This is a genomic window from Actinosynnema pretiosum (assembly GCF_024171695.1).
Classification (GTDB): Bacteria; Actinomycetota; Actinomycetes; order Mycobacteriales; family Pseudonocardiaceae; genus Actinosynnema; species Actinosynnema pretiosum.
Map to the genome: position 1 here is coordinate 680422 of NZ_JAMTCF010000001.1, position 19605 is coordinate 700026.

17 protein-coding genes are annotated in these 19605 nt (G+C 72.6%); 4 read left to right on the plus strand and 13 right to left on the minus strand.

Annotated elements, in window-relative coordinates:
• Positions 1-105: 105 nt before the first annotated feature.
• The 10 genes from LV78_RS02470 to LV78_RS02515 form a co-directional block, all read right to left on the minus strand.
• A complete protein-coding gene (locus LV78_RS02470) occupies positions 106-408 on the minus strand; it encodes a hypothetical protein (RefSeq protein ID WP_253842992.1) in 303 nt (100 codons plus the stop codon).
• 564 nt (positions 409-972) lie between these two features.
• Positions 973-2196 carry a helix-turn-helix domain-containing protein gene (locus LV78_RS02475; RefSeq protein ID WP_253842993.1) on the minus strand — a complete coding sequence of 408 codons (1224 nt, stop codon included), beginning with the start codon at positions 2194-2196 and terminating at the stop codon, positions 973-975.
• Between the two features lie 122 nt (positions 2197-2318).
• Positions 2319-2936, minus strand: coding sequence for a cysteine hydrolase family protein (locus tag LV78_RS02480; RefSeq protein ID WP_253842995.1), 618 nt, complete (start codon positions 2934-2936; stop codon positions 2319-2321).
• Positions 2937-3136: 200 nt separating this feature from the next.
• Complete coding sequence (locus LV78_RS02485) at positions 3137-4141, minus strand: TerC/Alx family metal homeostasis membrane protein (RefSeq protein WP_253842997.1); 1005 nt, start codon at positions 4139-4141, stop codon at positions 3137-3139.
• A 299-nt stretch (positions 4142-4440) separates the two neighbouring features.
• On the minus strand, positions 4441-5112 hold the full coding sequence (locus tag LV78_RS02490) for a lytic polysaccharide monooxygenase auxiliary activity family 9 protein (protein WP_253842999.1): 672 nt from the start codon (positions 5110-5112) through the stop codon (positions 4441-4443).
• Between the two features lie 312 nt (positions 5113-5424).
• Positions 5425-5823, minus strand: a complete 399-nt coding sequence (locus tag LV78_RS02495) for an ATP-binding protein (RefSeq protein ID WP_015801303.1) — start codon at positions 5821-5823, stop codon at positions 5425-5427.
• 130 nt (positions 5824-5953) lie between these two features.
• Entirely contained in the window at positions 5954-7021 is a 1068-nt protein-coding gene (locus LV78_RS02500; protein ID WP_253843000.1) for a M20 family metallopeptidase, read from the minus strand.
• Between the two features lie 7 nt (positions 7022-7028).
• Positions 7029-7406: an STAS domain-containing protein gene (locus LV78_RS02505; protein ID WP_253843001.1), complete on the minus strand. Its 378-nt coding sequence runs from the start codon at positions 7404-7406 to the stop codon at positions 7029-7031.
• Positions 7407-7785: 379 nt separating this feature from the next.
• A complete protein-coding gene (locus tag LV78_RS02510) occupies positions 7786-8283 on the minus strand; it encodes a hypothetical protein (RefSeq protein ID WP_253843003.1) in 498 nt (165 codons plus the stop codon).
• A gap of 117 nt (positions 8284-8400) precedes the next feature.
• Entirely contained in the window at positions 8401-9057 is a 657-nt protein-coding gene (locus tag LV78_RS02515) for a DUF4232 domain-containing protein (RefSeq protein ID WP_253843004.1), read from the minus strand.
• 233 nt (positions 9058-9290) lie between these two features.
• Here LV78_RS02515 and LV78_RS02520 point away from each other — a divergent pair, with 233 nt between their 5' ends.
• From LV78_RS02520 to LV78_RS02530, 3 genes are all read left to right on the plus strand, one after another.
• Positions 9291-9965 (plus strand): GntR family transcriptional regulator, encoded by a 675-nt coding sequence (locus tag LV78_RS02520; protein ID WP_253843006.1) that lies wholly within the window; start codon positions 9291-9293, stop codon positions 9963-9965.
• Entirely contained in the window at positions 9965-11143 is a 1179-nt protein-coding gene (locus tag LV78_RS02525; RefSeq protein ID WP_253843007.1) for an MFS transporter, read from the plus strand. The genes LV78_RS02520 and LV78_RS02525 overlap by 1 nt, the downstream gene beginning before the upstream one ends.
• Before the next feature lie 409 nt (positions 11144-11552).
• Positions 11553-14744, plus strand: a complete 3192-nt coding sequence (locus tag LV78_RS02530) for a LamG-like jellyroll fold domain-containing protein (RefSeq protein WP_253843009.1) — start codon at positions 11553-11555, stop codon at positions 14742-14744.
• A gap of 836 nt (positions 14745-15580) precedes the next feature.
• On the opposite strand, the gene LV78_RS02540 is transcribed toward LV78_RS02530, so the two are convergent.
• Positions 15581-15943, minus strand: a complete 363-nt coding sequence (locus LV78_RS02540) for an STAS domain-containing protein (RefSeq protein ID WP_308208661.1) — start codon at positions 15941-15943, stop codon at positions 15581-15583.
• A gap of 30 nt (positions 15944-15973) precedes the next feature.
• Positions 15974-17761: a sensor histidine kinase gene (locus LV78_RS02545; RefSeq protein WP_253843010.1), complete on the minus strand. Its 1788-nt coding sequence runs from the start codon at positions 17759-17761 to the stop codon at positions 15974-15976.
• A gap of 227 nt (positions 17762-17988) precedes the next feature.
• On the opposite strand from LV78_RS02545, the gene LV78_RS02550 reads away from it, so the two are divergent.
• Entirely contained in the window at positions 17989-18678 is a 690-nt protein-coding gene (locus LV78_RS02550) for a response regulator transcription factor (protein WP_015801293.1), read from the plus strand.
• A 99-nt stretch (positions 18679-18777) separates the two neighbouring features.
• Here the strand turns inward: LV78_RS02550 and LV78_RS02555 are convergent, their stop codons facing one another.
• Complete coding sequence (locus LV78_RS02555) at positions 18778-19590, minus strand: hypothetical protein (protein WP_253843012.1); 813 nt, start codon at positions 19588-19590, stop codon at positions 18778-18780.
• Between the last annotated feature and the right edge of the window lie 15 nt (positions 19591-19605).

The following is a 19605-nucleotide window of genomic DNA, read 5'->3' on the forward strand; positions in this document are numbered from 1 at the left end:
GCCCGCCCCGTGAGCCGCGCGACCCGAGCCACCCGCCCCTGCGGATCACCTCGCCTCAGCGGCCCGCGTCTCGCGAGACGCGGGCGCTGCGGGAACGGGGGCGGGTCAGAGCGGCCGGTACGCGCGGGTGCTCCCGTCGTGGTGGTCGCGGGGGGCGCCTCCGCCGTGGTCGAGACCGGGCGCGGCTCCCCCTTCCCGGCTCGGGGCGTCGCCGTCGAGCACCACGCCCGCGCCGAGCAGGCCGGAGGTCTCCGGGGCGGTCGCGGTGAACGCCGCGCCCGTCAGGTCGGTCGGGACCGGGTGGGTGATCTGGGCCTGCGCGGGTGCGACGGGGAGGGTGGCGAGCAGGGTCGCCGCGGCGGCGGCAGCGGTGGCCCTGAGCAGCGCTCTGACGAGTCGGGGCAGCACATTTCCTCCAGGTTGGTCCGGGCCGGGAGGTCACCCGGCGCCACCGGGGAAGTTAGGGACGTCCGGGGTCGGGGGGTCCGCAAAACCGCGCGCGAGCGCGTGGCGCCACCCGTCGGCGCGGCCGATCGACCCGACCGCCGAACCGGCGCCACGGCGGGTGACGGCCGAAGTCGGGTCCTCGCCCCCGGTTTGACCCGATCGGGAGTGGGTACCCCTTCGTGGATCTTCACCCGCCGGGAGCCGCCGATCGTGCCGCCGCGTCCCGCTCGCGTCCCACCAGCGCGGTGTTCTCCCAGCTCAGCGGGCCGGGAACGTCCCAGCGTCCCGCACCGCCTCCGGTCACCGCCACCTCCCCGGCAGCCGTGCGAAGGTGTGCCGGTCAGCGCAGGCGAAGATCGGGAGGAACACCCCATGAGCACCAGCGGAAGACCCGCCGACCGGACCTGGCAGGGGTCGGCCCAGGCGCACGACGGCCGCTGAGCCGAGCACCGGCGACGGGCGGCGCGCCTCCGCCCCAGCCGCCCAGCCGTCCAGCCGGGAATCCGGCCCCCGGAACCAGCGCCGCTACTGCAACGCCGCCTGGCAGGCCCGCCAGTCGCCGAAGTCGCCGCGCGCCGCGTACAGCCGGTACGCGGCCTGGATGTTCCACTCCGGGTCGAACGCCACCAGCGGGGTCCCGCCCAGCTCGCGCAGCCGCCCGTCCGAGATCTGGAAGACCCCCCAGTTCCGGCTGCCGTTGGTGTTCGGCAGCACCCACAGCGGGTCGAGGAACGAGGTGCAGCGGGCGATCGCCACGGCCGCGTCGGGCGCCTCCGCGAACACCTCGCGCACCCGCCGCTCGACCCGCTCCGGGGTCCACGTGGACATGTCGACCCGCCCCGCGTAGAGCGCGTCCTTGGTCCCCGCGTCGACCACTCCCCTGGGCTCCACCCCGGCGAGCACCTGGAACGCGGTGAGCCGCCGCAGCGTCTCCGGGCCGAACGAGCCGTCCACGGACATCCGCGCCCGAGCCCGCACGAGCAGCCGCTGCAGCTCGCGCACGCAGTCGTCGTGCTGGCCCATGACGACCGCGTCGCACGCCGGGGAGAACAGCAACCGGTCGTCCGCGTCCACCGGTCGCTCGCGCGGCCACAGCACCACCGCCAGCGCCAGCAGCGCCACGACGGCCAGCGCGGCGGGCGCCAGCACCCAGCGGGGCGCCCGGCGCCGCCGCGCGCGGGGCTCCGCTCCGGTGAGGCTGATGACCTCCGGGTAGCCGGGCGCCACCACGGCCTCGCCCGCACCGCGCGGAACCCCGGTCGCGCGCGGTTCCCCACCGGTTTCCGACGCTTTTCCCGCCGAACTCGCGGACGTTCCCCCGGCGGTTCCCGCAGTTTCAGCTCCGCTGATTTCCGGAACGCCGTCGGATGACCGATCCTCAGGTTCCCCGACAACACCTTCCGCGCTTTCCGCGAACGCGCCGGACGATTTCCCTTCGGACTCGCGCAACGCAGGCTCGGGAAAACCGCCCGCACCGTCCGCCGAGTCCCCCCGGCTGCTCCTGACCAGGTCGGCCAGCGCCCACAACCGGTGCAGCTCGCGCTGCTCCTCGCCGGTGGCCCCGCACACCTTGGCGAAGCTGTGCACGATCCGGTAATCGGCGGGCACGCTGGCCCCGGAGCAGTACCGGTGCAGGCTGGAACCGCTGACCCCGGCCTGTTTGCCCAACCGGTCGAATCCGCGCCCGCTCCGCTCCTTGAGCATTCTCAGGTAGGCGGCGAACCGGGCGTCCGGCTGCACGGGTGTCACGCGAGCCTCCTCGCCCTTCCGCTGATGACGGGGAAAAGCTAGCACCGCGCAAACGAGCCGGAAACGGGATGAGCCCTCGCCGCGAACCGCGCGTTCCACCGCTCCCGCGAGCGGCCCGACCACTACCCCCAGGCGCCGATGACGTCGGTGGCGACCACGGGGATCGAGAACATGGGGTAGTCGAAGCGGATCGCGTTCTCGTGCTCGGCGCGCGAGGTGGCGGCGACGCAGTCGGTGACCGTGTGCACCCGGTAGCCGTTCTCGTAGGCGGTGCGCATGGTCGACTCGACGCAGCAGTTCGTCAGGAACCCGCCGAGCACGACGTCGGTCACGCCCTTGCTGCGGAGCATGAAGTCCAGGTTCGTGCTGGCGAACGCGTCCAGCCCGCGCTTGCCCTCCACGACGATGTCACCGGCCCGCGGCGCGAGGTCGTCGACGATCGCCGCGCCCCAGCTCCCCCGCACGAACGCCTTGCCGTCCACGACGCCCTTGAGGATGCCGTACGGGGTGGCGGTGATCTCGTGGTAGCCCTCGGCGAACGCGATGGGCGTGTGCATGACCACCGCGCCTGCCGCGCGGGCGGCGGCGACCAGCTCGACGGTCTTGGGCAGCATCCCGGTGTCGCCCATGACGGGCGCGACGGCGTCGTGCAGCACGCCGCCCCGGCTGGTGAAGTCGTTCTGGTACTCGATCAGCACCACGGCGGTCCTGGCCGGGTCGAGCGCGAGCTGGGAGGACATCGGCGGCGCCCCTCACGTCGGCGGTCGCCCCTGAGCCGGGGCGGTCGCATTCAACGGCGCGACGGCGGTCGCGGGCAATGCGGCACGCGGGTGGTCTTGCCGAAGGCACCCGGCCGGGGGCCACGCGGACGCGAACAGGCCCCGCCCACCCCCTGGAGGGCGGACGGGGCCTGTTCCCGGTCCGGCTCAGGCCGCTCCGGTCACTCGTCGTCCTTGCCCGAGCCCGCCGTCGCCTTGAGCGAGCCCGGCGAGGCCTTCGCGTCCGGGTCGTTGCGGGTCTTGATCAGGCTCGCCACGGTCACGATCACCAGGATGCCGATGATGACCACGAGGCTGATCGGCGTCGGGATCTCCGGGACGCTCGGGTCGATGTCCACGTGCGCCCAGTGCAGGATCAGCTTCAGGCCGATGAAGCACAGGATGATCGCCAGGCCGGAGGACAGGTAGACCAGGCGGTCCAGCAGGCCCTTGACCAGGAAGAACAGCGCCCGCAGGCCGAGCAGCGCGAACGCGTTCGCGGCGAAGACGATGAACGCCTCGTCGGTCACGCCGAACACCGCCGGGATCGAGTCGAGCGCGAACAGCAGGTCGATGCTGCCGATCGCGAACAGCACCACCAGCAGCGGCGTGGCCAGGCGCTTGCCGTCGACCTTGGTGGTGAGCTTGCCGCCCACGTACTCGTTGGTCATCGGCAGCATCCGGCGGACGGTCTTGACCGCGATGTTGTTCTCGACGTCGGGGTCCTCGTCGCGGTGCCGGTAGAGCTGGACGCCCGTGTAGATGAGCAGCAGGCCGAACAGCAGGAACATGAACGAGAACAGCGACAGCAAGGTCGCGCCGAGGGCGATGAAGATGCCCCGCATGATCAGCGCGAGCACGATCCCGAACGTGAGCACCTTGTGCTGGTGCTCCTCGGGGACCGCGAACGTCGACATGATGATCACGAAGACGAAGAGGTTGTCGACCGACAGGCTCTTCTCCACGATGTAGCCCGCGAAGTACTGCGCCCCCGCGTCGCCGCCGTAGGCCCAGGCGAACCACGCGCCGAAGGCGATCGCGACCGCGATGTAGAACACCGACCACGCCGTCGCCTCGGCGAACCGGACGCGGTGCGGTCGCGCGGCTGCCAGGATGAGGTCCACCGCGAGCAGGGCCACCACCAACCCGATGGTGACCGCCCAAGTGAGCGCGCTGATCTCCAGCACCCAATGCCTCCGCTCAGTCCGAAGAAGAGAAAACACCGTTGAAACGGACATTATGCAGATATCACCCGGACGGTGCACCGAACTGGACCATCCGGGAGGGCTGGACGGCGCATCGGCTCCCCAGCGGGTTGACCTGCCTCGACCGCCAGAAACCATGACATCGTTGACAATGCGGCGCGGATCACGTTCCAGGCGCGCGGAGAAGTCCCCCGCCAGGGTTACCGGCGGGGGACTGGACGTCACCTCGTGTTCAGCCGTTCTTCACCTGGCGAGGGTCCTCCCCCACCGGGTGCCCGGTCTCACTGGAAGATCACGTCGTTGCAGAAGTAGTACGACTGGTCCGAGTGGCTGGCCTGCCAGATCACGTAGACGATGTGCCGCCCGGTGCGCGAACCGGCGTTGACGGCCACCTGGTACGTCCCGGCGGGCGCGTACCTCCCGGTGGAGGCGACCTGCTCCAGGTCCGCCCACCTCGGTGAGGTGGTGAGCGGGTTGAAGCCCTGCTTCGTCACGTAGACGCGCAGGTAGTCGGCCCCGTGCTTGGCCTGGTCGGTCACCGTGAGGGTGAACTGCCTGGGCTTGGTCGCGGCCGTCCACGCGCCGGGCACGTCCATCGCCGCGTACCGGCCGTTCTCGGTGCGGCCCGCGCTGCACAGCTGGCCGTCCGGGATGGCGGCCTGGTGGTTGCCCGCGACGCCTTCGCGGTAGAGGCCGTTCCAGTTCCACATGGCGTTGGTGTCGCGCTGCCAGGCCTGCCAGCACATGGGGTCGCGCTGGGCCATGGTCGGGTTCTGGAAGTCGCTGCCCCAGCGCTGCCAGCAGCCGTAGTTGCGCGAGGGCGGGTCGGTGGTGGAGCCGTGCGCGCCGGCGACCCCGGAGAGCAGGCTCACCATGAGCACGAAGGCCCCGGTGAGCGCGATCAGGGTCTTGCGGGCCAGCCGCGTCCCGGCAGGGGCGGGTATGAGCGCCACGCTGTCCTCCTCGTTGAGGATGCGAACACTGACTGGGAGCGCTCCCAAAACCCACTGTAAACACGGCGCACACCGTCTGTGAACCCCTGTGCGGGGCGAACCGGGCCGGTCGGGTACCGGAACCGCGTCGGTGCGCGCCGGGACGTGCCGCCGAACGCAGCAGCGACCGGGGTCACAGCCACCCGAACAGCTGTCCACCTCACAGGTGACATCAGGCACAGGGGCACAAACCGGGCGTGTCGTGGGCGTGTCGCGCGCACGGCAGCGGCCCGGACCGAAGGGGTCCGGGCCGCGCGCCGATCGGGGCTGGGGTCAGGCCGTGGCCAGCTCGGCCCAGACCGTCTTGTGGTCGTTGTACTGGTCGACGCCCCACTGCTCGGACAGCCGGGCCACCACGACGAGACCGAAGCCGGACTTCGTGGTCGACGTGCCGGGCGGGGACAGGACGGGCAGCCGGTGCGGGCTCGCGTCGTCGACCTCGATGCGCACCCGGTCGCCGTGGCGCTCCAGGCGGACGGGGCGCGGGGAACCGCCGTGCCGGTAGGCGTTGCTGACCAGCTCGTTGCCCACGAGCAGCACGTCGTCCAGGCGCTCGTCGCCGACGTCCGCGAGCGCGGTGGCCAGCCTGCGGCGCAGCGTGGCCAGCGGGAGGACCGAGCGCAGGGCGAGATCGACCTGGGCTTCCTCTGGGGGCGCTTCTGCAGCAGTCACGGTGTTCCGTCTCCTCTCTCGGACACAGACGTGGTACCTCCGGAGGCGAGGAGCGAAACCGGACCCGAGTTGCCGTGACCGTGCTGTTGCGGTCGGGACGTCCGAAACCACCCGCAGCGGGGACGGGGCCTCACCGCGGCGACCGCAGGAACGCCTCCAGCGCCCGCCGGTACGGCACGACCGTGGTCAGGTCGGCGTGCTCGTCGGGGCCGTGCTGCCCGTCACCGCCGATGCCGAAGATCACCGCGCCCACCCCGCGCCGGTGGAAGAACCGCGCGTCAGCCGCCCCGTGCTTGCGCAGCAGCTCCCCCGCGTACCCCTGGCTCAGCGCGGCCTCGCGCAGCGCCAGCACGTGCGGGTCGTCGGGTTCGACCCGGTGCGGGGGCTCGACGTGGTCGACGACGACCTCGACGTCCGGGCACAGCAGCTGCAACCGGGACACCGCGTCCGCCTCCTGCGCGGGGAACCGCACGTCCAGGTGTGCCACCGCCTCGTCGGGCACCTGGTTGAGCGCGGTGCCCGGCGTGTCCACGCGGGCCACGTTGACCGTCGTGCACCACCGCTCGGCGGTGGGCACCGGGTGCTCGGCCAGCACCGCGCGCACCGCGTCGAGCACCCGCAGCAGCGCGTTGTCCCCCAGCCACGGGTACGCCCCGTGCGCGGACCGCCCGCGCGCGATCAGCCGCACGCCCGCGATGCCCTTGGACTCGGTCACCACCCGCAGCCCGCTGTGCTCGCCGATGACCGCGAACCCGGCCCGCACGCCCGCGTCGAGCTGGTGCCGGGTGCCGTCGCGCCCGCCCACCTCCTCGTCGGTGACCAGCTGCAACCCCAGCGGGTACGGCAGCTCGGGGGCGAGGTCGCGGAACACCGAGGCCAGCACGAGCGCGGACAGCTTCATGTCCTGGGCGCCGCGCGCGTGCAGCCGGTCGCCGACCCGGCGGGGCCGGAACTGCTCGGGCGCGCCGGGGACCACGTCCAGGTGTGCGTTGAGCAGGACGCGGAAGTCGCGGGAGCCGGGGGCGGTGGACACGAGCGCGCTGGGCTTGCCGCCGGAGCTGAACCGCTCGACGTGGAAGCCCGGACCGACGAAGTCCAGGACGAGCTCCAGCGCGCGGTGCAGCTCGTCCGGCCGGTCGGCGGTGGAGGGGATGGCCAGCAGGTCGAGCGCGACGGGCAGCAGGTCGTCCAGCTCCACGTCCCGGCTACCTCCTGGCCGCGACGGAGGCCATCGCCTCGAACAGGGTGGGGAACACCGCGACCTTGGCCTCCAGGTCGGTCATCCGCAGCGCGCGCAGCACGACCCGCTGCTCGGTGGCCAGCGCGAGCGCCACGCCGGAGCGCTCGGAGGCCTTGATCGCGCCGATGATCGTGTCCACGCCCATCGAGCCGAAGAACGTCACGCCGCGCAGGTCGAGCACGACGCCGGAGGACTTGCGGGCGATGGCCGCGCCGAACGCGCCCGCGATGAGGTCGTGGCCCGCCATGTCCACCTCGCCGTCGACCTTGACCACGACGACGCCGTCCACCGAATCGGTCTCGACGTCGACCGGCGGCGTCCGGTCCTCTGCGCCTGTGGTCATGGTTGCTCCCGGCGTGCGGCGGCGGCGGTCTGGTTCTGATCCCTACCCGTTTCCGGCGCGCGCGAATCCCCCGATTCGCCGGGCGCGCCGGTTCCGCCGTCGGGCGGTGCGGGGGTGATCGGTTGTCGGGGTCGGGTCGTCGACATCGCCACAGCCTCGGAGAACGCCCGCCGCCGGGTCAAGCGGGCGTGCCGGGGAAATGGCGGGTTTCACGGGAACGGGAGCCGCGCGGGACATCCGACGTGAACACGCGGGTAACGGTCCCGCAATTCTTCGCGCGCGTCCCCGGTATTCACAGTTGCGGGTTTTCCCGGTTCCGGAAACGGGGCAGGGGCCCGCCCTCGGCGAGGACGGACCCCTGCGGTCGTCGGGACGGGGATCAGGAGTGCTGGACGCGCACCGACCACTCGGCGACCCACTTGCCGTCGCCGAAGTCGAGCTTCGCGACGCACTTGTAGCTGTCGCCGTCGCAGGTCAGCTCGGCCACGTCGACGGGGGCCTCGCGCGCGTCCTCGTCCTCCTTGCCCTCGTGGGCGACCCAGGCGCCCCACTCGGCGGTCCAGCCGCCGTCGCCGAAGTCCAGGTTCGCCGTGCACGTCCAGGTGTCGCCGTCGCAGGTCACCTTGGTGACACCGACCGGGGAGCGCTGCTGGACGAGGTCGTCGACGTGCATGACGCCCGCGCCCCAGGAGGCGGTCCAGCCGCCGTCGCCGAAGTCCAGGTTCGCGACGCACTCGTAGGTCTGACCGTCGCAGGTGAGCCCGGTGACGTCCACCGGGTCGGCGGCGGCGGGGACGACGGCGGCGAGCAGGGAGGCGGCGGCCAGCGAGGTGGCGGCTGCGATCCTCTTCGTGGTGATGTTCACGAGCAGGAACATTCCCCAGCTATTCCAAGCACACCGGAATTGTCGCCACACCGTGGAATGACGTCACTTGATCCAGTGAACAGCGCACCGCCGCGCTCACCCGTGGTGAGCGCGGCGGTCGGGAACGTGTCACGCGTCGGTGTTGTCCGGTCCCGGCTTCACCGGGCCGACGCGCAGGAACGGGCCGTTGAGCGGCGGCGCGCAGGCGTAGGTGTCGTCGGGCACGAAGGCCGCGGCGGTGTTGCCGGGCGGGTAGATCCGCAGCCCGCGCACGGGGACCTGCTGGCAGTCGGGGGTCTTCTGCGGCGCGCTGGACAGGAAGACGCCCGCAGAGGCGGTCTCGCCGGGGTTGAGGGTGACCAGCGGGCCGTTGACGTCGCGGGTGGCGGGCTCGCCGACCTGCTCGCCGTTGTCGCCGGTCACGTAGGACACGCCGGGCGCGCCCTGCAGGGTGCAGGCCGCCTGGCCGGTGTTGGTGAAGCGCAGGGGCATGTGCGCGCCCTGCATGTCCGCGTTGCCCTGACCGAACTCGATCTTGAGCTGGGCGGTCTGGCACTGGGCGGGGCCGCTCGCGGGCGGCGGGGTCGCGGGCTCGGGGGTGGTGGTCGCCGGGGGTGGCTGCGAGCCGGTGGGCGCCTGGCCGGACGTGCCGGACGTGCCGTCGGAGGGGACGACCTCGATGCTCGGCACCTGGCCGCCGCCCTGGTCCGATCCCCCCGAACCGCACCCCGCCGCGAAGGCCGCGACGAGGCAGGCGCCGGTCACCACGATCGTGCGCAACGACATCCTGCTCCTCCTCTGATCGCCGTTCCCTGGGTTCCGCCGGGTGGCGAGGTCCCAAACCAGGCGATGCGCGACGTGGCGAGACCGTTGCGTACCGGTGACCCCGGTCACAGTTTTCCCGCGCGCTGGAATCGGCCGTCCGGGGCGGGGTGGCGAGGTTATAACCTGAACCCGAGGAAGCCACATGAAAGCTGTCTTGCTGCGGCGATGTTCCCACTGAGGTTATAAGGACTGCGATGACCAACCCCGCGCCAGTGCCCGTGACCAAGAGCGAGCTCGCTTACGCGCAGGTGCGCGCACGGGTCCTGTCGGGCGCGCTCGCGCCGGGCGCGGCGGTGAACCAGGCGGCGCTCGCGGTCGAGCTGGGCATCAGCACGACCCCGCTGCGCGAGGCGCTGAAGCGGCTGAGCGCCGAGGGCCTGGTGGAGCTGGGCGCGCACCGGGACGCGCGGGTCGCCCCGCTGAGCGGCGAGGAGGCGCGCGACCTGCTGGAGGTGCGCAGGGCGCTCGACCCGCTCGCGGCGGGGCTGGCGGCCGAGCGGCGCACCAGGGCCGACGTCGCCGAGATCAGGCGCGCGCACGACGCGCTGCGCCCGCTCGGCCGGGGCGCGTCGACCGACGACCTGGCCACGCACCGCAGGTTCCACGCCGCGATCTACCGGGCGTCGCAGAACGAGGTGCTGGTGGCGTCGCTGGACGCGCTGTGGGACAAGTCCGACCGGTACCGGGCGCTCGCGCTGCGGGAGGGGCGGGACGCCGAGGAGCTGGCGCGCCGGGCGGCCGAGCACGCGGCGCTGGTCGACCTGGTGGTCGAGGGCGACGCGGCCGGGGCGACCGCGCTGATGCGCGGGCACGTGGACACCAGCCTGGGCGCGCGGGCGGCGCTGCGGCTGCTGGGCGGTGACCGCTGATGGGGCGCACCGCGCTGGTCGCGCTGTTCGCGCACTCGGCGCTGACGCAGGTGGTCACGTTCATGCTGCGCCCGACCATGGCCTACCGGGCGCTGGAGCTGGACGTGCCGCCCGCGTGGCTGGGTCTGCTGTCCGCCGGGTTCGCGGTGGTGCCGCTGGCGCTGGCGCTGCCGCTGGGGCACTGGGCGGACCGGGTGGGCGAGCGGTGGCTGCTGGTGTCGGGCGCGGCGCTGCTGGTGGCGGCGGGCGGGGCGTTCCTGCTGCTGGGCGACAGCGCGCCGGGGTTGCTGGCGGCGACGGCGGTGCTGGGCACGGGGCACCTGTGCGCGGTGATCGGGCAGCAGTCGCTGGTGGCGAACAGCTCGACGTCGGGGCGGTTCGACTCGGCGTTCGGCTACTACACGTTCGCGGCGTCCCTGGGGCAGCTGGTGGGGCCGCCGCTGATCCCGCTGCTGGGCGGGGCGCGGGCGATCCCGGACACGGCGGCGGTGTTCACCGGGGCGACGGCGCTGGCCGGGGTGCTGCTGGTCAGCTCGCTGTTCCTGCCGCGCACCGGGGTGCGGGCGCCCGCGAAGGGCGACGAGGGGCCGACCGGGCTGGGCGGGCTGCTGAGGCTGCCGGGGCTGCTGCGGGCGCTGATCACCAGCTGCGTGGTGCTGGCGGCGGTGGACATCTCGCTGGTGTACCTGCCCGCGCTGGGCACCGAGCGGGGGTTGGACGCGGGCGCGGTCGGGCTGCTGCTCGGCCTGCGGGCGGCGGCGTCGATGACCTCGCGGCTGTTCCTGGGGCGGATGTCGGGCTGGTGGGGGCGCAGGAGGCTGCTGCTGGGCAGCGTGGCGCTGGCGGCGGCGGGGATGGCGGCGGTGGTCGCGCCGCTGCCGCTGTGGGCGCTGGCGGTGGCGGTGGTGGTGGCCGGGCTGGGGCTGGGCGTGGGGCAGCCGGTGACGATGTCGTGGCTGGCCGAGTCGGCGCCGCCGGGGTTGCGCGGGCGGGCGATGTCGCTGCGGCTCACCGGGAACAGGGCGGGGCAGGTGGTGATTCCCGGCGCGGTGGGGTTGCTGGCGGGTGGACTGGGGGCGGCCGGGGTGCTGGGGTTGACGGCGGTGTGCCTGGCGGCGGTGGGGGTGTCGGCGCGGAAGTTGGCGGTGGATTCGCCGGAGGCAGAGCCGGAGGGGTGAGGCGGGCGAGGGGGTGTGCGGTGCGCGGCCGGTTACCGGAGCCGCTCACTGAGACCAGAGCCGGTTGCCGGAGCCGGCCGCCGAGGCTGGGCCCGGTCACCGGAGCCAGTCGCCAGAGCCGATCGCCGAGATCGGGGCCGTCCGTCAGGGCTGGTTGCCGGAGCCGGCCGCCGGAGCCCGTCGCGCACGGCGCCGGGCCCCGCTCCCCCACCGGCACCCCGAAGTCATCACGAAACACTTGAGACTCCAACAAGACCAAACTTATTCCACCCAACAGCGGGTAAGCCCCCCTGCTTTTGTGCGCTCTTGGTTCGGTTGTTGAAAACTTTTGTTGTCTTCTGGTTACCGGCGTGCGTAGATCAGTCCTGGCTTGTGAGCGCTCTCACAGCCAGGACCGAGGAGAACCGCCATGTTCCGCTCCGTCACACGGCTACTCACCCTGCTCTTGGCCCTCATCACCGCCTCCGCACTCCCCCTGCCCCTCGCCGCGGTCGCCTCGGCGGCGCCCGCCGTGCACGGGCTCAAGGGGGAGTACTTCGCCATGTCCGCGCCGGGCGCGCGCGACTTCGCCGTCCTCGGCGGGTCCGCGCTCGACCCGAACGTCGAGTTCGGCAACCTCGTCCCGACCTTCCAGGCGCTGACCGGCAAGGGCGAGCACACCACCGCCCGCTGGACCGGGCAGCTCACCGCGCCGACCACCGCCGACTACACGTTCCACGCCATCGGCGACAACGGGTTCCGGCTGTTCCTCGACGGTCGACCGGTGATCGACCACTGGGTCGGCGACTGGGACGTCGAGCAGCGCAGCGCCCCGGTCCGGCTGGAGGCGGGCGTGGCGCACGAGTTCCGCCTGGAGCTGTTCCAGGACACCGGTGGTGCGAACATGTTCCTGCGGTGGTCGACTCCGGGGGTGGCCAAGTCCGTCGTCCCGGAGAGCGCGTTCACCCCGCCCGCCGACTTCGAGGTCTACCCGCTGGCGCTGAGCACCCCCGCCAACGGCAAGTCGGTGCTGGCCGAGTTCGACGGCAGGATCACCTCGCTGGGGCAGTTCCGCGAGCACGTCGCCGTCGAGGTCGACACCGTGCCGTTCCCGATCGCGTCGGTGAACCGCAAGGACGACGACAAGCTGGTCATCACGCTCGGCGAGGCCGTGCTCAAGGGCCAGAAGATCCGGCTGCGCTACGACGGCGCGGGCGGGCTGGCGGTCGGCGGGCAGCAGGTGCCGAAGCTGTACCGCAGCGGGATCAACGACTCGGTGCAGCGGTTGACCACGCCGTGGACGAACAAGGTCAACAAGAACCAGCCGCTGCCGGAGTACCCGCGCCCGCAGCAGGAGCGGCGGAAGTGGTCGAACCTGAACGGGCAGTGGGAGTTCGCGGGCGCCGCCGCCGGTGAGCAGCCGGTGTTCGGGAAGGCGCTCGCCGAGAAGATCACCGTGCCTTACCCGGTCGAGTCGCTGCTGTCCGGGATCGAGCGGCACGAGGACCACATGTTCTACCGGCGCACGTTCACCGTGCCGCAGGACTGGAACGTGGGCCGGGGGCAGCGGTTGAAGCTGAACTTCGGCGCAGTCGACTACCGGGCCACCGTGTGGGTGAACGGCGTCAAGGTGACCGAGCACGAGGGCGGTTACACGGCGTTCACGGCGGACATCACCGACGCGCTCGGCGGGCGGCGGCAGCACGAGCTGGTCGTGGCGGTCACCGACACCACCGGCGCCGAGCAGCCGGTCGGCAAGCAGACGCCCAACCCGAGCGGGATCTTCTACACCGCGTCGTCCGGGATCTGGCAGACGGTGTGGCTGGAGCCGGTGCCGGACAGGGCGATCGACGACGTGGTGAGCACGCCGGACATCACGGCGGGCACCGTTTCGGTGACGGTCCGCTCGGCGTCGTCGTCCGGTCGGGTGACCGTGACGGCGAAGGAGAAGGGCGGCCGGAAGGTCGGCAGCGCGACGGGGGCGGCGAACTCGGCGCTGACCGTGCCGGTGCCGAAGGCGCGGCTGTGGAGCCCGGACGACCCGTACCTGTACGACCTGGAGGTCGTGCTGGAGGACGGGCGCAGCAGGGACGTGGTGTCCAGCTACTTCGGGATGCGCTCGATCGGGATCGCGCAGGTGAACGGGTTCCCGAAGCTGGTGCTCAACGGAAAGCCGGTGTTCTCGCTGGCGCAGCTCGACCAGGGGTTCTGGCCGGACGGGTTGAACACCGCGCCCACCGACGCGGCGCTGGAGTTCGACCTGAAGGCGCAGAAGGACCTCGGGTTCAACGCGGTGCGCAAGCACATCAAGGTGGAGCCCGCGCGGTGGTTCTACCACGCGGACCGGCTGGGGCTGCTGGTGTGGCAGGACTTCGTGTCCGGCACGTTCAACACCGAGGCCGGTCGCGCGGCGTTCCAGCAGCAGGGCGCGGCGATCGTGGATCAGTTCCGGTCGTCGCCCTCGGTGATCGGCTGGATCGTGTTCAACGAGGGGTGGGGTGAGTGGGACCGGGAGGAGACCGGTCGCATCACCGAGCGTGTGCAGGCGTCCGACCCGTCGCGGGTGGTCAACGCGCACAGCGGCGTGAACTGCTGCGCGTCGAAGGGCGACTCCGGCAAGGGCGACGTCATCGACCACCACGACTACAACAACGACTCCCCGCCGTGGCCGGACGCGACGCGGGCGGCGATGGACGGCGAGCACGGCGGGTTCACGCTGCGCACGCCGGGCCACCAGTGGCCGGGCGCCCCGACGGCGATCTACAGCGGGGTGGCGAGCAAGGCTGAGCTGACCGCGAAGTACGTGTCGAACACCGAGCAGCACTACCTCCAGGCGGCCGGGGCTGAGCTGTCCGGGTCGGTGTACACGCAGGTCACGGACCTGGAGACCGAGCTGAACGGGTTGTGGACGTACGACCGGAAGGAGATCAAGGTCGATCCGGGGCCGGTGCGCGAGATCAACCGCCGGGTGGTCGAGGCGGGGGCTGCGGCCGGGACGTACCGGTACCCCGGCAAGGGCTCGTGGTCGCTGGACGAGGGCCGGGGCGCGGTGGGTCGGGACGGTTCCGGCGGTCGCAGCGACGTGACCGTGACCGGGGCGGGCTGGACCGAGGGCCTGCGCGGCAGCGCGCTGTCGTTCAGCGGGTCGAACCAGTACGCGCAGACGGCCGGTCCCGTGGTGGACACCAGGTCCGACTACACCATCTCCGCCTGGGTGACCCTCGACGGAGTGCCCGGCAACTGGGTGACGGCGGTGAGCCAGGACGGCCGCAGGCGCGAGAACCCGTTCTACCTCCAGTACGGCCAGGGCGGCTTCGCGTTCAGCGGTCCCGGCGGCCACCGCGCGGTCTCCGCGCCGGTGACGCCGGAGGCGGGGCGGTGGTACCACCTGGTGGGCGTGCACGACGCGGCGAGGGCCGAGTTCCGGCTGTACGTGGACGGCGCGCTCGCGGGCACGACGGCGGCGGGCGAGCCACACCTGAGCACGGGGCCGCTGTCGATCGGGCGGGCGAAGTACGCGGGCGGGAACGTGGACTTCTGGAAGGGGAAGGTGGATCAGGTCCAGGCGTTCGGGAAGGCGCTGACCGGGGCCGAGGTGGCGGAGCTGCACTCGGCGCGGTGAGGGGCTGAGAGGCGACCGGACTGAAAGACGACCGGGCTGAGAGTCGACCGGGCTGACCGGGGCCGCGGCGGGTCGGGGATTCCCCGGCCCGCCGCGGCGCGTTCGGGCCGGGGGTGGGGAGGTGGGGATTTGGCCGGGGCCGGGGTGATGGCGCGAGGTTGGCTGCGGGGTAGGAGGGCGGTTACCTGCGGGATGGCGGCGCAGTTGCCTGCCGGGTGGGTGCACGGCTAACTGCCGGGCGGGGTGGCGATTACCTGCTGGGCGGGCGGCGCAGTTGCCAGCCGGGCAGGAGCACGGTTACCTGCCGGGTGAGCGGCACAGTGCCTACCAGGTGGAAGCGCGGATAACTGCCTGGTGGCAGCGCGGTTGCCTGCCGGACGGAAGCGCGGTTGCCTGCGGCACGTTCGGGCAAGAACCTCGGACGGCCGAGGCCCTGGGAGAGGGTCTCAGCATGGTCGTTGAGCGGGGTGCTCGTTGAGCAGGGTGGTCGTTGAGCAGGGTGGTCGTTGAGCAGCATGGTCGTTGAGCAGGGTGGTCGTTGAGCAGGGTGGTCGATCGAGGAATCCGACGGAAAGCGCTTTCAACTCTGCGGTGCGGCGGTGAGCGCGCTTGGGGGCACTGCGGATGTTCGAGAGTGTTCCGGTGGGAGCGCTCTCCAGGGCTGGCCGCCCCTCGCGAGCACCCGCCCAGGCCCGCGTCACCCGCGCCCGCCCCACTACCGCTCGTCTCACCGCAACCCGCTTCGCCACCGCAACCCGCTTCGCCACCGCTTATCCCGCGCTACCCGCCCCCGCACCCGCCCGGCCACCACCCATCCACCACACGTCCACCCGGCCCTACCCCCACTCATCCGCCTCCCCCACCGCCGCGAGCGCCGCCTCCGCGCTCCCGTGCATCTGCAGCACGTGGTGCAGCCCCACCGAGCTGAGCACCCGCCGGATCTGCCTGGTCACCACCAAGTGCAGCGCCCCGGCCCGGTCCAGCAGGCGGTCGTGGGCCTGGACCAGGGGTTCGATGCCCCAGGACGTGAAGAAGTCCACGCCCGTCAGGTCCACCACGACCACGTCCGCCCGCGCGCCCTCCAGGGCCGCGCGCAGGACGGGCGCCGTGGCCACGTCCACACCGCCGCGCACGCGCAGCACCACCACCGAGTCGTCCACCCGCACGGTGGACGTCGACAGAGTCTGGTCTCCCCACACGTACGGGCTGGTACCCCTGAACGTGGTGTTTCACCCTTCGGTGGGCTTGCGACCTTCCGGGACCCGCACGTCCAGGGGCAGCTCGATGCGCACCGTCGTCCCGCCCTCCGCCGACGGGGTCAGGAACACCGCACCGCCGTGGCGCTCCGCGATCGCCCTGACCAGCGCCAACCCCAGCGCCGACCCGGCGTGCTGGTCGGCGCCCGCCGCCTCGCGCGGCAGGGTGGTGAAGAGCCTGCCGCCCGCACCACCGAGCGGCACCTCGTCGGTGACCTCCATCGACCACTCGCCGTGACCGCCGACCGTCGACGTCACCCGCACCGACGCCGACGGCGGCGAGGTCGCCACGGCCGCCGCCACCGCGTGGTACGTCATGCACGAGAGCAGCTCGCCGTCGCCGCGCGCCTGGGTCGGCAGCACCGGCGTGTCGACCTGCACCCGCACCTCCCTGGCCTCGGCCGCCGCCTCCACCGCGTGCGCCCCGTCCCGCACCAACCGGTCCAGGTCGACCGACGCGATCTCCAGCTCCTCGCTGTGCGACTCGACCTTCGCGAGCAGCAGCAGCGTCTCCACCAGCCCGGCCATCCGGTTCACGTTCCGCTCCACCGCCTCCGCCACCTGCCGCTCGCCGTCCCGCCAGTCGGCGACCAGCAGCGGGGTGAGCGAGGTCAGCGCGGTGAGCGGGGTGCGCAGCTCGTGCGAGATGGTCGAGATGAACTCGGTCTTGAGCGCGGACAGCCGGGACAGCTCGGCGTTGCGCGTCTCCAGCGCCCGGCGCAGCGACACCTGGTCGGTCACGTCGCGCAGCACCCACAGCTGCCCGAACAGCTCGTTCTCCCCGCGCACCTGGAGGAAGTCCACCTCCAGCACCCGATCGGGGCCCAGTGGCACGGCGGTGGCGTGAACCGGCTCGGTCGCGGTGACGCAGCGCATCGCCAACCGGTCCAGGTGCTCGTAGTCCTCGGGCGGCCTGCGGCGGCGCGGGCCCATCTCGCGGCCGGTCATCCCGATCAGCTCGCGCGGCTCGCCCTCCAGGTCGAGCAGTTCGAGCACGGTCGTGTTGACGGTGAGCACCTTGCGGTCGTTGTCCTGCAGGATCACGCCCACCCGCAGCGCGTCGATCAGCATGTACAGCCGGGCGCTCGTCACCCGGCCGTGGTACTGCGCGTCGTGCAGGTCGGTCATGTCGCGGGAGAAGGTGACCAGCCCGCCGATGACCGGGTCGTCGATCCGGTCGAGCACGATCACGTCCACGAAGATCCAGTCGCCCTCGGCCCCGCGCACCCGCGCCTGCACGCGGGCGCTGCCTCCGGGGTCGGCGACGTGCAGCCCGAGGATGGCGTCCAGCACGGTCTTCCGGTCGTCGGGGTGGACGCCCTCGGCGGCGGTGTCGGCGACGTGCTCGCCGTACACCAGGGCCGTGCCGTCCATCCACTTCCTGGTGTTGCTCCAGCGCAAGTACCCGTCCGCGTCGAACAGCGCCACCATCGAGGGCATCTGGGACACGATGGCGTCGCGCAGCGCGACCTCCCGCGCGGGCGGTCCCACCCCGTCGAGCGCGGCGGCCACCGCGTCGGCGATGATCCGCAGGCGCTCGGTGACCGGTTCGGCCTGCACGACCACCGCGCCGCCGCGCTCCAGCGGCACCACGACGTCACCGCGCCACGGCGGCCCGTCCTCCCGGACCATCGCGGACAGCACGCCGGGGAGCGCGAGCAGCACGCGGACGGCCTGCTCGGGGGCCCGTCCGGTGTAGCCCGCGCGGACGACCGAGCGCACCACCGCGGCCACCTCGGCCGGGTCGACCGCCTGCGCCATGGGCTCTCCCGTCTCGCGACACGCGACACAGCACACCGCGAATCGTGCGGCGTCGTGGCGCGGCGTGCCCCTTGCGGAGCAGTGTCCACTCGAAACGGTGAAAAAGGGCGTGGTCGGCGCGATCGCCGGACGGACGTGGCGGGCTCGCTCGTATCGTGGCAGTCCGGACGGGTCCGCCCCTCCACTGTGGACCGACCGGGTGAGAGCGCCCGCACCGAGGAGGCGACATGAGCACCGTGCTGGTCGTGGAGGACGAGCCGGACATCGCCCTGGCGCTGCGGCTGAACCTGGAGCGGGCCGGGCACGAGGTGCGGGTCGCCTCGGACGGCAAGCAGGGACTGCGGGAGCTGCACGAGTCGCAGCCGTCGCTGGTGCTGCTGGACATCGGCCTTCCCGTGCTGGACGGCTGGATGGTGCTGGAGCGCATCAGGGACGTGAGCGACGTGCCGGTGCTGCTGCTGACCGCGCACGGCATGGAGGCGGACAAGGTCAGGGGCCTGCGCGGCGGCGCGGACGACTACCTGACCAAGCCGTTCTCGGCGAAGGAGCTGCTGGCCAGGATCGAGGCGATCCTGCGCAGGGCCGAGGGCGCGACGGCGGCGAGCAAGGCCGAGGTGTACGACGACGGCCTGGTGCGCATGGACCACCGGGCGCGGCGGGTGTACGTCAACGGCGAGGAGGTCGACGTCAACGCCACCGAGTACCGGCTGCTGTCGGTGTTCGTGCAGCACAAGGGCGCGGTGCTGTCGCCGGGGCAGCTGCTGGACAAGGTGTGGAACGACCCGACCGGGATCGGCGCGGAGCGGGTGAAGTTCGCGGTGATGCGGTTGCGGCGCAAGCTGAACTGGTCGGCGGACGAGTCCCCGATCCGCGCCGCGCGCGGCATGGGCTACCGCTACGACCCGCCGCGCAAGTAGTCGGGCTCGGGTGGCGCGAAGCCGGGCCGGGCAGGCCTGCGCCACCCCCGGCGCGCTCCCCCGGCAGCCAAGTGACCAGGGGCGGGAGCGCTTTCCCCGCTACGCCCCGGCGCGCGGGGCCCCGACCTCGGGGTGATCCGGCTCGCTGACCGGGAACGGGTCGGGGCGGCGGTGGCGGTGGCGGTGGCGGTGGCGGGAGAAGAACAGGGCGGCCTCCGCGCCGTTGTGCAGCAGGCCCACCACGCCGACCAGGATCGCGACCAGCAGCAGCGGGTGGCCGTCGCCGGTGAGCACGACCACCAGGGCGCTGACCATGACCACGACCGCGATGGTCAGCTTGAAGACCTGCCCCTTCACCCCGAGCTGCCAGTCGTGCTCGTCGCCGGTGAAGCCCAGTTCGCCGAACCGCCTCTCCCACGGCCGCTTGCGGTGCTCGGGCACCGGCAGGTCGGCGCCCGCGATCCAGCGCAGCGCACGGCCCTCGCCGACCACGCCCGCGCGCTCCAGGAACACCGCCCACCGCTCGACCGCCTCGGCGCCGATCGTGTCGTCGTCGGTGTAGCCGACCTGCTCGGCGGCCTCGGCGGCGGCGCGCAGCGCGGTGTCGCGGTCGATCCCGAGCGCCTCGGCGACGGCGAGCGGGGTCTCCGGCTGCTCGAACACACCGACCACCCGCCCGTCTCCGCGCCTGACGTGCGCCCTGGCGTGCCGCTCGTCCCAGGACAGCGCGACAGCGGGCACCGAGGGCGTCGCCGTCGCGGCCTCGGCGGCGTCCTCCAGCTCGGCCACGACGACGGGCGCGGGCCCGAGCAGGAACACGCCGTTCGCGGTCGGCACGAGCCTGCGGGGCCGCCCGGCCCTGGTCCGCAGCCGCTCGCGGACCTCGTCCACCCCGCCGGGAACCCACACCACCGCGCGCACCGCGCC

Bases quoted from the DNA above. Each gene is read 5' to 3' on its own strand.
- LV78_RS02480 (WP_253842995.1), bottom strand. From the start codon at position 2,936: ATGTCCTCCCAGCTCGCGCTCGACCCGGCCAGGACCGCCGTGGTGCTG.
- LV78_RS02505 (WP_253843001.1), bottom strand. From the start codon at position 7,406: ATGACCACAGGCGCAGAGGACCGGACGCCGCCGGTCGACGTCGAGACC.
- LV78_RS02510 (WP_253843003.1), bottom strand. From the start codon at position 8,283: ATGTTCCTGCTCGTGAACATCACCACGAAGAGGATCGCAGCCGCCACC.
- LV78_RS02515 (WP_253843004.1), bottom strand. From the start codon at position 9,057: ATGTCGTTGCGCACGATCGTGGTGACCGGCGCCTGCCTCGTCGCGGCC.
- LV78_RS02520 (WP_253843006.1), top strand. From the start codon at position 9,291: ATGACCAACCCCGCGCCAGTGCCCGTGACCAAGAGCGAGCTCGCTTAC.
- LV78_RS02525 (WP_253843007.1), top strand. From the start codon at position 9,965: ATGGGGCGCACCGCGCTGGTCGCGCTGTTCGCGCACTCGGCGCTGACG.
- LV78_RS02530 (WP_253843009.1), top strand. From the start codon at position 11,553: ATGTTCCGCTCCGTCACACGGCTACTCACCCTGCTCTTGGCCCTCATC.
- LV78_RS02545 (WP_253843010.1), bottom strand. From the start codon at position 17,761: ATGGCGCAGGCGGTCGACCCGGCCGAGGTGGCCGCGGTGGTGCGCTCG.
- LV78_RS02550 (WP_015801293.1), top strand. From the start codon at position 17,989: ATGAGCACCGTGCTGGTCGTGGAGGACGAGCCGGACATCGCCCTGGCG.